At 49.3% G+C, this 14736-nt stretch carries 14 protein-coding genes and 1 tRNA gene; 12 read left to right on the top strand and 3 right to left on the bottom strand.

The window, feature by feature from the left end:
- Positions 1-708 precede the first annotated feature (708 nt).
- The 11 genes from L3J94_07905 to galU all read left to right on the top strand — a co-directional run bounded on the left by L3J94_07905 (position 709) and on the right by galU (position 9732).
- Positions 709-1233, top strand: coding sequence for an Hsp20/alpha crystallin family protein (locus tag L3J94_07905; protein MCF6218664.1), 525 nt, complete (start codon positions 709-711; stop codon positions 1231-1233).
- A gap of 61 nt (positions 1234-1294) precedes the next feature.
- On the top strand, positions 1295-1789 hold the full coding sequence (locus tag L3J94_07900; GenBank protein ID MCF6218663.1) for an Hsp20/alpha crystallin family protein: 495 nt from the start codon (positions 1295-1297) through the stop codon (positions 1787-1789).
- Positions 1790-1807: 18 nt separating this feature from the next.
- Positions 1808-2524: a hypothetical protein gene (locus tag L3J94_07895; protein MCF6218662.1), complete on the top strand. Its 717-nt coding sequence runs from the start codon at positions 1808-1810 to the stop codon at positions 2522-2524.
- A gap of 9 nt (positions 2525-2533) precedes the next feature.
- Entirely contained in the window at positions 2534-4219 is a 1686-nt protein-coding gene (gene ubiB / locus L3J94_07890; GenBank protein ID MCF6218661.1) for a 2-polyprenylphenol 6-hydroxylase, read from the top strand.
- Between the two features lie 119 nt (positions 4220-4338).
- Positions 4339-4935, top strand: coding sequence for a cytochrome b/b6 domain-containing protein (locus L3J94_07885; GenBank protein ID MCF6218660.1), 597 nt, complete (start codon positions 4339-4341; stop codon positions 4933-4935).
- A complete protein-coding gene (locus L3J94_07880; protein ID MCF6218659.1) occupies positions 4932-5477 on the top strand; it encodes a hypothetical protein in 546 nt (181 codons plus the stop codon). Before L3J94_07885 ends, L3J94_07880 begins: the two co-directional genes overlap by 4 nt.
- Positions 5478-5489: 12 nt before the next feature.
- Positions 5490-5882: a DUF1924 domain-containing protein gene (locus L3J94_07875; GenBank protein MCF6218658.1), complete on the top strand. Its 393-nt coding sequence runs from the start codon at positions 5490-5492 to the stop codon at positions 5880-5882.
- A gap of 148 nt (positions 5883-6030) precedes the next feature.
- Positions 6031-6597: a diheme cytochrome c gene (locus L3J94_07870; GenBank protein ID MCF6218657.1), complete on the top strand. Its 567-nt coding sequence runs from the start codon at positions 6031-6033 to the stop codon at positions 6595-6597.
- A 43-nt stretch (positions 6598-6640) separates the two neighbouring features.
- Positions 6641-7303 (top strand): response regulator, encoded by a 663-nt coding sequence (locus L3J94_07865; GenBank protein MCF6218656.1) that lies wholly within the window; start codon positions 6641-6643, stop codon positions 7301-7303.
- A gap of 5 nt (positions 7304-7308) precedes the next feature.
- Positions 7309-8670, top strand: a complete 1362-nt coding sequence (locus tag L3J94_07860) for an ATP-binding protein (GenBank protein MCF6218655.1) — start codon at positions 7309-7311, stop codon at positions 8668-8670.
- Positions 8671-8820: 150 nt separating this feature from the next.
- On the top strand, positions 8821-9732 hold the full coding sequence (gene galU, locus L3J94_07855; protein ID MCF6218654.1) for a UTP--glucose-1-phosphate uridylyltransferase GalU: 912 nt from the start codon (positions 8821-8823) through the stop codon (positions 9730-9732).
- A gap of 65 nt (positions 9733-9797) precedes the next feature.
- Here the strand turns inward: galU and L3J94_07850 are convergent, their stop codons facing one another.
- A complete protein-coding gene (locus L3J94_07850; protein ID MCF6218653.1) occupies positions 9798-12674 on the bottom strand; it encodes an EAL domain-containing protein in 2877 nt (958 codons plus the stop codon).
- A 241-nt stretch (positions 12675-12915) separates the two neighbouring features.
- Between L3J94_07850 and L3J94_07845 the strand changes: the two genes are divergently transcribed.
- Positions 12916-12991: transfer RNA gene (locus tag L3J94_07845), tRNA-Gly, on the top strand.
- 62 nt (positions 12992-13053) lie between these two features.
- On the opposite strand, the gene L3J94_07840 is transcribed toward L3J94_07845, so the two are convergent.
- Entirely contained in the window at positions 13054-13911 is an 858-nt protein-coding gene (locus L3J94_07840; GenBank protein MCF6218652.1) for a hypothetical protein, read from the bottom strand.
- On the bottom strand, positions 13892-14716 hold the full coding sequence (locus tag L3J94_07835) for a citrate synthase (GenBank protein MCF6218651.1): 825 nt from the start codon (positions 14714-14716) through the stop codon (positions 13892-13894). Before L3J94_07835 ends, L3J94_07840 begins: the two co-directional genes overlap by 20 nt.
- Positions 14717-14736 lie beyond the last annotated feature (20 nt).

The raw sequence follows: 14736 nt of genomic DNA, 5'->3' as shown, positions 1-14736 counted from the left end.
CCGTGTGCGTAAATAGCGCAAACACGGTTCTGAGAGGGGTGTGGCAACAATGGTAGAAGCAGGAAATCGGCCGTGTGATGGCCATCATGATCCTGATAAAGCTAGAGGAACCCATCTACTCGACCAAGAATAAGGGGTCAAGTACAATATTGACTGCTTATCTAGTCAGACTGATAAACTAAGCTCTTGTTTTCTTCTAATCGTCTCCTCATTTTCATCCTTGTACGCCTCAATCTCAAGTGAACTGCGATCAGTCTATATAGCCAAGGGTGGGCTATACAATGAAAGAGTTAATGTTGCATTTGCCCCCTTATGACCCCTTATGACCCCTTATGACCCCTTATCGTGCCAACAAGGCCAGCCAAACCCGAATCAGCCACCATAAAACCAGCACTCGCCGCACCACTAAATAGAGCGCTTTGCACGGTGCCTGTTTTCCACCTCAGTGGTGTTAAAAATGGCCTTGCACCCCTCCGCTTTTTTCCCCTTCCGTGTAAAGGCCTCAGCTTCTTTTATCTCCGGCCCCACTGTCATTGAAAACAGACCGCTTGCCGCTTTCGCTTTGCTCGCTATGATCATTCGCTGATGTGTGTAACTTAAGTAGCAGAAAATATCTTTTTGCTGTGAGAGTCTGGTGCTGTTCCGAGCGATTTTGGAATGGGTGTAATTCAGATTGCTGTATTGAGAGATATTATGAGGAGAAGGGTGATGGCAAAAAACAAGAAGGTTAAAAATAGAGGCAAACTTTCATCAGCGACAAAGGGCGGTGAGTTTCAACATCCACCTCGTCGGGCAACAAACCCCTTTGAAGAGATTGACCGGGTGTTTGAGAGCGTCTCTCCCCGTGGCTGGATGCAGCCACTGCGTCAGGAGTGGCCTGCTTGGGCAAGTCTGGAAGCTCCTTTTGATGGTTATGCACCAAAAGTTGATGTGGTGGCACACGATAATGAGGTTGTGGTGCGTGCTGAGTTGCCAGGCGTTGATAAAAAAAATCTGGATATCTCGGTTACTGCGGATAGTGTCACTATTAAAGCGTTTACTCGGCAGGAGAGTAATGAGGATAAGGGTGATTACCACCGCCGCGAAATATCACGAGGGTCGTTTGTTCGCACCGTGGCTTTGCCAGCATCAGTGCAGAGTAAAAAGGCGAAGGCTAGCTTCAAAAATGGTGTGTTGAAACTGAAATTACCCAAGGCGGCTCCGACTCGGCGGCACAGTATTAAAGTCGATTGATTTTTGCTCGGGTACGGTTGTGGTCGTTATTTAATATCAAGTGAGAATTGAGGAGGGGGTTATGTCTACTTTAGAAGAGATTCGCAGTGGGTTGAGCCGTTTTTGGGACTCTGTGGCTGAGGGTTGGCACCACTTGGCGAGTCGGGCTTCCGGGGCGCTGACCCGGTTTAAGCCTTCAGAGAAAAAAGATAAAGCGGGTCTATGGGTTCCGGTGCACAAGGGTATCGGTTGGGGGTTGTTGGCGGCCGAACTCTATGATGATGGTGACAATGTGATTGTGCGGCTCGAAGCACCGGGCATGGAGCGTAAAGATTTTGATGTCAGTGTGGTCGATGATATGTTGTTGATCTATGGTGAAAAACGTTACCAAGAGCAGCGTAAGCAGGGTGACTACCATATTTCAGAATGTGCCTATGGGGTATTTGAACGGGCGATTCCACTACCCGATAACGTGGAAGGGAGTCGCGCTAAGGCAAAGTATAGCCGAGGTGTCTTACATATTAAGTTACCAAAAACGACTTCAGGCCGTCATCGGGTTGATATTGAGACAGACTAGTTGACGGTTGAGTTACTATTGATCGATCAAAAGCATGACTGGCTATTCCACAGTGACAGAGAGGGCGCGAATATGAGTGGTGTTGATTATCAAAAAGTGAAAGATGCTGCCCGTGAAGCGGCTGAGCAGAGTGGCTCGATTCGTGACGATGTTCGCAACCTGACTGTGGAGGCGTTGAGTCAGGGCGGGCTGGACTTAGAGAAGATAAAAGAGGTTGTTAGCGCCGTTTTGGATGGTGCCAGTGTGGGGGCTGAGGCGAGGGGTGTGCATATTAAGGAGACCCTGTCGGAGTCGATGGCGGGCGTGGATGAAGCGATCGCGAAATCGGCGGAAGCCTCCAAACTGGCGCTGCAAGAGGCGGCGGGGCACCTTAAGACGTTTGGCAAAGAGGATTTAAAACGGGCGCTGGATGATGTTATGGCGCTGGAGGGGCTGTTTTTGGAGGTTACCCGCACCGTTGCAAAAGAGTCGGGTGAGGTGGTTAGCACAACGCTGAATGAGTTGATCGCCCATGCGGGTAACAGCGGTACGGCGGTGGGTCAAAAATCGAGTGAAATAGTGGAAACACTGAACCGGGAGCTGACGGAGGGTTTGCGTGAAGCGGTCTCTGCCCGTGGTGATGCGGTGTTGAAAGTGACGGCTCACCTCTCCCAGGCTGCGGCTGGGTTTCTTGAGGGATTTGCTGAAACGCTGGATGCCAAGGTGGCTAATCACCGCCACTCTAAAAGAGGCTAGTAGCTCACTATGCTTTGGGAAACCTTAAGCGCTGCCCGAGATCTGGGTCGACTACATGAGATTGCCTCGATTCTGATTCGCTATGGCTTTGGTGATGTGGTGCGGCGATTGGGTATGGCGGGTGTGTTGGAGAGTGCGGGTAAGGTATTGCACTGGAATAGAGCCTCTGAGCTGGCTCGGCTTGAGCCACCCGCTAGATTACGTCGCGCTCTGGAGGAGATGGGGCCAACTTTTACTAAGTTGGGCCAGATTCTCGCCACCCGGGTAGACCTGTTCTCCCCGGAGTGGATTGAGGAGTTTGAGAAACTTCAGGATCACGCGCCTACCGTCTCATTTGAAGTGATCTCTCAGCAACTGGAGAAGGACCTAGGTTGTGCGCCGCTAACACTCTTCAAAACAGTAGACCCTGAGCCATTGGCAGCGGCCTCTATAGCGCAGGTGCATCGGGCGCAACTGGAGGATGGCACCGAGGTGGTGATTAAGGTGCGCCGCCCCGGCATTCGTTCAGTAGTGGAGGCTGATCTGCGCCTGCTAGGCCGTGTGGCCGAGATTATTGAAACAGAAATTGCTGATTTTCGTCGCTATAAACCCCGTGAAGTGGTGCGCCAGTTCAAATTATCGCTGCGTCGAGAGCTGGATTTGGCAACTGAGTGCCGCAATGCGGAACGCATCGCCGATAACTTCTCACAGCACCCGGAAGTTGTTATTCCAAAGGTCTATTGGAAGTGGTGCAGTGAGCGCGTCAATGTGCAGCAGTATATCGATGGCTTCTCCGGACACGACCTTAAAGCGGTTGACGAGGCGGCTCTTGATCGAAAAATATTGGCACGGCAGGGTGCTCAGGCGGTACTGAAAATGGTACTGGAAGATGGCTTCTTTCATGCGGATCCACACCCGGGAAACCTCTTTTATCTGCCAGAAAATCGTATTGCTTTTATCGATTTTGGCATGGTTGGCCGCCTCTCCGAGCATCGGCGGGATCAAGTCATAACACTTTTGCATGGGCTGGTAGAGCAAGATGCACAAGCGGTGGTTGAGGTGCTACTGGATTGGTCCTCTGATGTTGCGGTTGATACAGAGCGGCTGAGTTTGGACGTTGAAGGATTTGTTGATCAATACCACGGCGTACCGCTAAAAGATCTTAACCTGGTTACCCTGCTGAATGAGCTGACCAGTTTGCTGCGTGACTACGCACTTAGCCTGCCGCCAGATCTTACTTTACTGATTAAAGTTTTTGTGACCCTTGAAGGGGTGGGCCGACAGCTGGATCCTGAGTTTGATATGGTGGCAGTGGCAGCGCCCTTCTTGCACCGGGCCATGCTGGCGCGATATGCCCCCGAAGCTTTGGCAAAGAGAGGCTGGCGAGCGGTCGCTAGCACTGCGGATCTTTTAATTGGACTACCGCAAGATTTGCGGCAATTACTGCGCTCGGCACGTAGTGGCCGACTCCAGCTACATGTAGATGTTACCCGGCTTAAAACATTTGGTAATCAACTGGATCGTGCCGCCAGCCGTATTGCAGTGGGTAACGTGATTGCTGCGCTGATTATTGGCTCATCCATTGTAATGACTATAAAAGGCGGGCCAACCCTGTTGGGGTTGCCGCTATTTGGCCTGCTGGGTTTTGTCGGTGCGACGGTCGGTGCAATCTGGCTGCTGTTCTCAATCTGGCGCAGTGGTAAGCGTGAAAACTGACCCTTTCGAAGCCTGAATACCTCAACCTTCCGTAAAGCATATCAAAAATTAAGTCTTCTTTAAGTTTTCATAACGACACTGTTACCCATTATGAATCTTTAAATAATGAGTAATAAGCGGTGGCAGAGCACTCTACAACACAAATTAAAGTCTGGGATGGTTTGGTGCGTGGCTTTCATTGGCTGGTGTTGCTCAGCTTTGTAGCGGCTTACCTGACAAGTCAGTTTGGAATGCAGCAGACGCATATTCTAATTGGTTACCTGATTGCTCTGTTATTGGTTGTGCGCATCGCCTGGGGTTTTGTGGGTAGCCAGCATGCGCGTTTTGCCGATTTTATTGCAACACCTACTGAAGTTTGGCGCTATCTGAAAGCCAGTTTCAGAAATGATCCACCGCACTACCTTGGTCACAACCCGGCAGGGGGGTGGATGGTACTGGTACTGATGGGCGCGCTATTACTGATGGCGATAAGTGGCGTGATTCTTGTTGCGGTAATTGAATTTGAAGGGCCACTGCTTAGCTTGTTGTCGGGTATGAGTGATCAATGGGCGTATCGCTTTTCAGCATTACATGAGTGGGTGTTGGATCTGTTGTGGTTACTGATTGTGGGGCATCTGCTTGGTGTAGTGGTGGCCTCTATTCAGCATAAAGAGAATCTCCCGCATGCCATGGTCACGGGCTATAAAACGATAAATAAAGGTGAAGGAAAGCAATGAAAAAATATTTATTGATCTACTGCATACTGTTCGGTTGGGTCTGCTCAGCTCAAGCAGAGGAGCCGTTAGCCAACACGCCTCTGGATTTATCAATTAATGCGCAACCCTATCTACAGTTGGCTCAGTTGGATGTTGGTAATCAAAGCGAGTCTCAAGTGGCGGCAGGTGAAGATTCGGCTCCACTGTTTAAATCACGCGCTTTGACCTTGAATAAAACGCACAAATATCTGGGTTATGCCTCCATGGCGAGTGCCATCTTGACCGTTATATCACCCAAAACAACAGATGGTCCCCATGAACTTTTTGGTACTGCCGCCGCTGCATTGGGTGCAGCCGCTGTGGCCACAGGCTTCGCTTTTCATTATGAAGATATTAGCCTGGATGGTGGTTTTGATGACCCGGATAACCTACATATGATGCTGGGTGTTTTAGGTACCTTGGGTTATGCCGCAGCAGTCAGCAGCGGTGCAGATGGTGGCCATGCCGCTCCTGGTGCTCTAGGTGCGCTGGCGATGGCCATTGCCATTAAATTAACCTGGTAGAGGGAGGGCGAGATGAGCAAGCTAACACTGTTTATTATTGCGCTATTACTTTCACCCGTGGCCGCAGCCGTTACACCTATCGAACAGCGCATGGCGGATTATAACCCGGATGGTGATTTAATTTTTGATGCAAAACGTGGTGAAGCGCTATGGCATCAGCAACGTATGGTTGAAGGTAAGCAACGTGATTGCAATACCTGCCACGGTAAAGATCTGACGCAAGCAGGCAAACACGTCAAAACAGGAAAAGTGATTGAGCCGATGGCCTATTCAGCTAATAAAGAGCGCTTTACTAAGCTGAAAAAAGTTAAAAAGTGGTTTAAACGCAATTGTAAATGGACTTATGGACGCGAGTGCACCACACAGGAAAAGGGTGATCTGCTTAAATATTTATCTCAATACTAAGCGATCTTTGCGTGAGAGGGTGCACGGATGAAAAGGCTGAAATACAGCTGATTTTATCTCTTTTGTATGACGACCTTCTCGTGCAAAGGTCTCACTAACCGGATAATTCATGAGATATCCGTAAAACTTACAGAAAGGCTAAAAGATCATGATGAAAAAATGGACAGTATTGTTAATGGTGGCGGTGATTGGGCTGGGTATAAATAGCAGTGCTTTTGCGGAGGATGAAAGCTTCTTCGATTGGTTGTTTTCGCTGGAGCCACGTAATGAAGTCAAGCCGATGCATAACGAGTTGTATAACGAAGAGTGCAGCGATTGTCACTTCCCCTACCAAGCGGGATTGTTGCCGGAGGCATCATGGTACAAGCTGTTTGAGCCAGCCGCGCTAGAGGATCATTTTGGTGACAATGCCGAGCTGGATGATGAGACGAGGCTTGAGCTGTTAACGGCTTTGATTGCAGATTCAGCCGACAAGTCTCACTACAAACGATCTAAAAAAATCATCGCTTCACTGGGTGAAAGTGAAGCGCCACTGCGTATTACCGATGTCCCTTACATCAAGCGTAAACACCATGATATTCCAGATGATCTTATCGCTGGCAATGAGAAAGTGAAGTCGCTAAGCTTCTGTGATGCTTGTCATCAAAAAGCCGATGAGGGAATCTATGATGATGATACGGTGGCTATTCCTGGGCATGGCAACTGGACCTGGTAGCCTGAATTGACAAAATGCTCTGTGATATTTGGATGCTGAAATAATGCGAATACTGTTGGTTGAAGATGACCCGCAACTGGGTGATGGTGTCCGTGTTGGCCTGCAACAGGCGGGTTATGCTGTCGATTGGCTGCGTGATGGCTTGAGTGCACTGCATAGCCTGCAAGTGGATCACTTCGATTTAATGGTGCTTGATTTGGGCTTGCCACAGATGAGTGGTATGGCTGTGCTGGAAAAAATTCGCGCTTTGGGTCACTCGATTCCAGTGCTGATTTTGACCGCTCGAGATACCGTCACAGACCGTGTTGGTGGATTGGATAGTGGTGCGGATGACTACATGGTAAAACCGTTTGACCTAGACGAATTGTGTGCGCGGATAAGAGCCCTAATACGTCGCCATAAAGGTCGTTCCTCACCATCGATCAAATACCGTGACATTGTGCTAGACCCCATGGCTTATCGCCTTGAAAAAGCGGGTAAAGAGGTTAGCCTCTCAACACGGGAATTTAAAATTCTACAAATTCTATTGGAGAACAGTGGCCGAGTTCTCTCCCGCGAACGTATCGAAGAGAGCCTGTTTGGCTGGGGTGACTCCCTTGAGAGCAATGCCACTGAGGTTCACATTCACCATCTGCGCAAAAAATTAGGTAAAGCACTGATTGTGACTATTCGTGGTGTGGGTTACATGATCCCAAAAGCAGAGTAATTAAGTTGCACTCCATCTATCGTAATTTACTGCTCTTACTGTTGGGATCTGTACTCATCACCTGGTTGGTTGCCAGCCTGTTTATCTACTACAGTACACAGCATGAAGTGGAAGAGGTGTACGATGCTCAGTTAGCACAAAATGCCAAACTGCTGACCTCACTGCTGAGGTATAAGGTGGAAGAGGGTAAACAGCTGCCCGTCGATACCGAAGAGTTTTTACCCGACACCCACAAATACGAATCCAAAATATCTTTTATTGTCTACCACCCGGATGGTCGGGTAATGGCGCGCTCATCGTCGGCTCCGATATTGCCGGTAGCGGCATCATTTAACGGCTTCAAACAGATGCAGGTCGATGGAGTCACCTGGTACACCTATAGCCTTCACGACCCCCAAACAGGTCTGCTTATTCAAACCGCACAACGCTACGATGTTCGCCAGGAGTTGATTCTCTACATCAGCTACAGCGTATCCGGTGTTATGTTGATCTCGCTGCCACTTATCGCCATTTTGATCTGGATCAGCATTGGCCGGGGCTTGCGCCCACTGGTTAAGCTGGCAGACCACATATCTGACCGTTCAATCTATCAACTGGAAGCGATCCCGCTTCGAGGGGTGCCCAGTGAGACACGCCCCATGGTCGAGGCGCTCAATGCGCTTTTTGACCGTCTCGATCAGGCTTTTGAAAAAGAGCGTCGTTTTACCGCCGATGCGGCACATGAGCTGCGCACACCTTTAGCGGGTATAAAAACCCAGGCACAAGTGGCACTGCGATCAACAAAGACCGCTCAGCGACAAAAAGCGATAACGCAGGTCATTACCGGGGTCGAGCGCACCACTAAACTGGTTAATCAACTGCTGGTATTGGCGAGAGTCGATGCAGAGCAGCAGCTTGAAAAAGCCGAGTTCGACCTGAAGCCGCTGTGTGCCCATGTGATCAGTGAGCAAATTACTTCAGCGCTGGATAAGCAGGTAGAGGTCAGTCTGAGTGGTGAGTCGACGACCACACTCTGTGGTAATAGGGAGTTGATAGAGATTTTAATTACCAACCTGCTCAACAACGCCATCCGTTACACCCCAGAGGGTGGGCGTATCACCGTGCGTGTGGCGCATGACGCACGGGGCGCTACTCTCGATGTGAGTGACAGTGGGCCAGGTATTCCCGAAGCACTAAAAAAAGAGGTGTTTGACCGTTTTAAACGGGGAGAACACCAGCAGATAGCAGGCAGTGGGCTGGGCTTATCGATTGTATTGAGAATTGCAGAACTACATCAGGCCACTATTCAACTGGGCTGCGGGCTGGGTAGTCGCGGACTAGGCATTACTGTTTTCTTTAAAACCTGCGACGCATCACTTTCTGTCTGAATATTTCATGAATTATCCGGGCTTGGTACGCGTTATCGGGGATTATGTGGATTTGTCTCCACGGGGTGGTTAACATATGGCATCGTTTGCCAACGGCGGCGTTGGGTAGTGACTTGTTTTTTATCTTATAAGGATGGTTAAGGGTAGATTATGGCAAAAAATAATAAGAATGTCCGTAAAGCAGTTTTCCCGGTGGCGGGTATGGGTACACGTTTTCTTCCCGCAACCAAAGCTAACCCGAAAGAGATGCTGACGGTGGTGGATAAGCCATTGATTCAATATGCAGTTGAAGAGGCGGTAGCCGCTGGCATTCAACAGCTTATTTTTGTTACCAGTAGTAGCAAACGCTCTATCGAGGATCATTTTGATAAAAATTACGAATTAGAGGCGGAGCTGGAACGCAAGGGGAAAACTGCACTGCTCGAGTTGGTGCGAAACATTCTTCCAGAGGGTGTCTCCTGCGTCTATATTCGCCAGGCCGAAGCGTTGGGTCTGGGGCATGCGGTGTTGTGTGCTAAAGATGTGGTTGGCAACGAGCCTTTCGCGGTTATTCTTGCGGATGATCTGATTGATGGCGAAGATGCCGGGGCGTTGGCACAAATGGTTGAGGTTTATGATTATCGGCACTCCTCGGTACTGGGTGTGGAGTATGTGCCCAAGGAGGAGACCTCCAAATACGGTATTGTCGATATAAAAGATCAGGGTGAACGTGTGGGACATGTCACGGCGATTGTAGAGAAGCCAAAGCCGGAAGAGGCCCCCTCGAATCTTGCTGTTGTCGGGCGCTATATTCTCACCCCCAGAATATTCGAACTACTTGAATCAACCCCCAAGGGTGCCGGTGGCGAATATCAACTCACCGATGCCATCGCGAGCTTGATGGATGAGCAGCAGGTGTTGACCTACACCTTCCGGGGGCCTCGCTATGATTGTGGTAGCAAACTGGGTTACCTTAAAGCATCTGTTGAACTGGGAATCAAGCATGCCGAGTTGAAAGATGATTTTCTTGAATACCTGCAATCTTACTGTCTGCCACCATCCAGCAAGAAAAAAGAGAAATAGTCAGTTAGTCGAGACCTTTGCACCCTCTTCTGCAAAGGTTTCTAGTTGATTGTTACTGTGAGCACTCACTGCTTTTGTTGTCGCATAAGGACTCTTTTTAGCGCCTCTTCGGTCAGTGGTTTGTGGAACAGGTAGCCTTGCACTTTATCGCAGCCGTGCTCCTTTAAAAATTGCAATTGGGTTGGGTTTTCTACCCCTTCTGCAATCACCTCAAGGGAGAGGTCTTTTGCCATGGCGATAATGGCGGAAGCGAGCCGGGTAGTGTTGTTATCAACCCCGATGTTACGAACAAAGGAGTGGTCGAGCTTGAGTACATCAATGGGAAACCTTTGCAAACAGGTGAGAGAGGAGTAGCCGGTTCCGAAGTCATCCAGAAAAATGCGCACTCCCAGTTTTTTCAGGCACTCCAGTGTGGCAACTGAGTTATCCATATCATGCATCATACTGCTTTCAGTGATTTCAAGATTAAGCTGTTGCGGTTTAAGGCCTGTTTCATTCAATATCCGTTCAATGGTCGATAGCAGCTCTTTCTCCCTGAATTGACGGGCAGAGAGGTTGACCGAAACGGCGAGTCCGCTGATGTCATCAACTTGCCATTGTGAGATCTGTTGACAGGTTTGGCGCAGTACCCATTCACCAATGGGAATAATGAGGCCACTCTCTTCTGCGATGGGAATAAATTGCTCGGGAGAAATGTGGCCATTAGCACTGTTATTCCAACGCAACAAGGCCTCCATGGAGGTGATGGCGCGACTGTGCAGATCGATGATCGGTTGGTAACGAATGGTGAGCTCATGGTTGCCGAGGGCTTTGCGTAATTCTGATTCGAGGCTGGCCCGTTGTTTGAGTTTTGTCGCCATCTCTGCTTGAAACGGCTCTATCCTGTTGCGGCCACTCCTTTTGGCATGGTACATCGCCGTATCCGCATTTTTTATCAAGGCATCAGGCGTGGTGCCATCTTCTGGGTAGCAGGCAAGGCCGATGCTGGCACCCAGGTAGGCCTCCTGTCCGTGGATCATAAAAGGGGATTTAAACAGGTTTAATAATTTTTCAGCCACTCCCATGGCGGCTTTTTTGTTGATACCGTCATTGAGTAAAATGGTGAACTCGTCACCGGCATAACGTGAAACCGTATCACCTTCACGCAGCTCGCCGCGAAATAACATGCTGATCTCTTGTAGGCACTCATCCCCCGCTTGATGTCCAAAGGTGTCATTGAGACGTTTGAAATAATCGAGGTCAATGAACATAACGGTGAGCTGGGCATCATGCCGACGTGCTCGCGTTATCGCCTGACCTAGGCGATCTTTAAACAGCTGTCGATTCGGCAGCTCGGTCAGTGGGTCGTGGTAGGCGTGATAACTGAGTTTATCCTGCTGTTTTTTTATCTCGGTAATGTCATAAAATACTGCGGTGTATTGGGTGATATTATGATGACTGTCACGAATTGATGAGATGCTCAGTCGCTCCGGAAATATCTCACCATTTTTTCGTCTACTCCAAATCTCCCCCTGCCAAAAACCCACCGTTAGCAGTTCATGGCGCATGGCTTCATAAAACGCTTTTGTCTGCTGTTTGGTCTGTAGCAGGCGAGACTCTTTACCGATCACTTCATCGGCACGGTAACCGGTGATTCGGCTAAATGCTGGATTAACCGACTGGATAATACCTTGAGCATCGGTGACCAGAATGCCCTCAATGGCGGCCTCAAAAACATGGGCCGCCAGGCGCAAATTTCGCTCTGTTGAGAGTTGCTCGGTAATGTTGCGCGAAATAAAAGTGTAGCCAATCATCTGCTGGCTTTCAATAATCGGTGTGATACGCGTCTCTAAATGTTGCAACGTGTCATCTGCTCGAATTTGATGGGTAAAGGTATAAAAACCTTTCGAGTTGATGAGCTGTTTTGTTTTATCAAGGTTCTGCTCATTGAAAGCATCGCACTTGAGCAGCTCCGTTACCCGCCGGTGGCTGTGGTTAGCTTGTTGCAAGCCAAATGTCTGTTCTGCCCCTTTATTGAGGTAGGAGATGTTGAAGTGTTTATCGGTGGCAATAATAGCTAGGCCCAGCGGAGATTGAAGCAGGTTTTCCAGTTGTGTCTTGCTGGTTTGAGACGCTAGCTGAGCTTGGTGCAGCGTGTCATCCTGCTCGCTCAGCGCCTCTTTTAGGAGGTCAATATAACTCCCTCCCAGGCTACGGATAATATCTTCCTGAATTAACACACCGGAAACTTGATCCTTCTCATCAACGATAATTAGGCGCCTTATTTTACGCTGATTCATGATGGAAATCGCATCAATCGTACCCATATCTTTGCGGATGGTGGTGACGGGGGATGTCATTACATCGGCCATTGTCAGGTGCTTAATGCCGACCTGTCGAATGATCAGCGAGGCCATATCTCTCTCAGTAAGAATGCCAACCGGCTTCTCATCTTCAATGGCAATGGCGCAACCAGAGGTGAAGCAACTCATAAGGTCAACAACCTCATGCACAGAGCAGAGAGGGCTCACAGTGAGCATCCGCTTAGTCATGACACTATCCACTGTGCCCATGTTAATCGCGTGCTCTTTGCTAAAGTGAGCGATGATATCTGTCTGGGTGAGAATGCCACAGAGTTCACCACCCTCTGTAGTGATCACAAGGTGACGTATGCGGTTTGTGGTGAGCAGTGTGCTGGCATCAAATGCATTAATATTTTCAGTTGCGGTAACGAGTGGCGCACTCATTAACTCGCGGATAGTGGTGTTATGAAAATCAAGCTGGCTGTTGAATGTTCTAACGATATCCGCTTCGGTGTAGATTCCGACTGGGCGCTGGTTTTCGGTGATAATCAGGCTGCTGATCTGTTGGTTGCGCATCAGTTTGATGCAGTCATGGAGGGTGGTGTGTAGATTAACACTCAAGGGTGTTGGGTTAAAAATACCTTTTATTGTGCTATCCATCTGTCTGATTACACCTCGGTTGATAAGCCAAAAGGCTCTCCCTATCCGATATAATCTATTGGCTTTGTCGGGTTATTACAATTGTTTTCTTCTGGTTAAGCGACGCTTGCTTACTTTTTCGTAACGGGTATTTACCTCCATGGGCGGTCGTTGCAGCGGGCAATACTCGGCTATTGCAATAAATATATTGGGGAAGGTGTTGACAGTCTGGGTCAACACGGTATGATACGCGCCATCGAATGCGGGAATAGCTCAGTTGGTAGAGCACGACCTTGCCAAGGTCGGGGTCGCGAGTTCGAATCTCGTTTCCCGCTCCAAGTTTTGAAAGCGCCACTCTGATGATGATCAGGTGGCGCTTTTTTATTGCGGTTGAAAAAGGTTACGGATGCGTCGAACCATCCTCTTCCAGTGTGCGAATCGCTTTGCCGGCGTAGTTGATATCTTCACAGCGTTGGGTGAAAAAGCTTTCAGGGGGCTTGCTCATGGCATCCACATAGCAGGCCGTGACACCGCTGGAGACAGATATATTAAAAATATAATAAGATTCTTTGGGGGAAAATTCTAGATCGGCAAGTACAGCTGCACAATACCCATTAAAATTAATATTTTCACCAAATTTATTGTGTAGAGCATCGCTGATTGCATATGCAAGTTTTTGATGGGGGCCGAATGGAATATGGCTATTTTTTTGTACATCCTCCATTGCTGGGATGCGTTCATCACCTTTTGCGATGGGTCGAGCGTAGCCCATAATATCTGGTCTCCCCCCACGCTTCGAACACTCTTTTTCGATAATTACCTCCACACTGATACCTTCATTTTTTTGAAGTAGAGCTGATTGAATAAATTGAACCCCCTCAATAATAGGTTTAGTACCATAAGTGCGCGAATCATTGGCAAGTACACCGGCGCAAGTTGCGGCAATGGCTGATGTCTGGTTGGTGCCTCCAAGAGCACCAATTTGGTTGCACCAGATACGCGAGTCCGGCCAGCTCATACAGATATGCACCTGTTCAACCCAGTCGGCAATAGGGCGCTCTGGCAGGCGACCGGTGGCATTTAACATTGCCACCTGCATATAGCTGAGCTTGCCGACAAAGTCATCCATCATCGAGTAGCCGTGGTTATAGACCGCCTCACCTACCTTCCAGCCACCAATACCGCTGCGCATAACACCACGGTTGTTATCCCAAAGTGTTGTATCGTTTGGCCGGCGATTATCTGTTTTGGTATTCAATGATATAGTCCTTATCCTCTGGGAATGGCATGGCTGAAATGGGTTTACTGGCAAATTCAACGGCATGGGCTAGTAGCCCCGGGGCGCAAAAAATTTGAAAAAGGCCGGCCCCGGCGCGGGGTGCAAAACCCAGATCGGTTAATACCGCTGCCGCGACACCTGGGGTAAGCCATCCCACATTGGCTGGGGTGATGGCATCTGCAAAGGTGCAAGCCCATTTTAAAGTATCGCCTGCTCCCTCAAGGGTTAGCAGCTGCTTGGCTATCTTGGTGGGCATCGGATCGATGCCGTTGTAGCGGCTGCCAAATCCCGGGGCAATCTGCCAGTCGCCTTCGGTTGCAGCTGGACGCTGGCTGATTAACTTTTCCGCAACCTCATAAGCTGGGGTGCGGCGGTTTTTGCGTAAAAAGCGCATCGCAGGTTCGACACCCGCCCCACCCAGGTGTTGTCCACCCATAATGGTTAAACTGATCGGCAGCAGGTGGCTGGTATCCGTTTTACCCACCCCAGCCACCATGGCGGCACGGGTGGCGGGGTGGCGAGGCCCGGGGTTGATCAACGCAATCATCAACTGTTCAAGGATCTCCGATTCGGCGGCCGTGGGCAGCTCGCTGCGAAACAGTAGATAGAACACATCCACAAAACGTCGTTTGCTCATCAACTCCATTAAGTTATAGCCGTGGCAGTAGCTCTTTTCAGTTAGGTAGGGGTTCTCTTTGGTTGGGGTTTCGAGGCATATTTTTGTGGTAACCTGTTGCGCAAATGTACCCTCACGACGCTGCTCCTTACTCGGGTTTTCTCTCATATTTTAATGTCCAGTTGCTG

The sequence above is a fragment of the Gammaproteobacteria bacterium genome, from assembly GCA_021647245.1.
GTDB lineage: Bacteria > Pseudomonadota > Gammaproteobacteria > RBG-16-57-12 > RBG-16-57-12 > JAFLJP01.
Note: the sequence above shows the minus strand (reverse complement) of the source record. Positions and strands in the feature narration are given on the sequence as shown.

What these genes read in the sequence shown, in the direction of transcription:
- L3J94_07905 (MCF6218664.1), top strand. Translation starts at nt 709, where the DNA reads ATGGCAAAAAACAAGAAGGTTAAAAATAGAGGCAAACTTTCATCAGCG.
- L3J94_07900 (MCF6218663.1), top strand. Translation starts at nt 1,295, where the DNA reads ATGTCTACTTTAGAAGAGATTCGCAGTGGGTTGAGCCGTTTTTGGGAC.
- ubiB (MCF6218661.1), top strand. Translation starts at nt 2,534, where the DNA reads ATGCTTTGGGAAACCTTAAGCGCTGCCCGAGATCTGGGTCGACTACAT.
- L3J94_07880 (MCF6218659.1), top strand. Translation starts at nt 4,932, where the DNA reads ATGAAAAAATATTTATTGATCTACTGCATACTGTTCGGTTGGGTCTGC.
- L3J94_07875 (MCF6218658.1), top strand. Translation starts at nt 5,490, where the DNA reads ATGAGCAAGCTAACACTGTTTATTATTGCGCTATTACTTTCACCCGTG.
- L3J94_07870 (MCF6218657.1), top strand. Translation starts at nt 6,031, where the DNA reads ATGATGAAAAAATGGACAGTATTGTTAATGGTGGCGGTGATTGGGCTG.
- L3J94_07865 (MCF6218656.1), top strand. Translation starts at nt 6,641, where the DNA reads ATGCGAATACTGTTGGTTGAAGATGACCCGCAACTGGGTGATGGTGTC.
- galU (MCF6218654.1), top strand. Translation starts at nt 8,821, where the DNA reads ATGGCAAAAAATAATAAGAATGTCCGTAAAGCAGTTTTCCCGGTGGCG.
- L3J94_07850 (MCF6218653.1), bottom strand. Translation starts at nt 12,674, where the DNA reads ATGGATAGCACAATAAAAGGTATTTTTAACCCAACACCCTTGAGTGTT.
- L3J94_07835 (MCF6218651.1), bottom strand. Translation starts at nt 14,716, where the DNA reads ATGAGAGAAAACCCGAGTAAGGAGCAGCGTCGTGAGGGTACATTTGCG.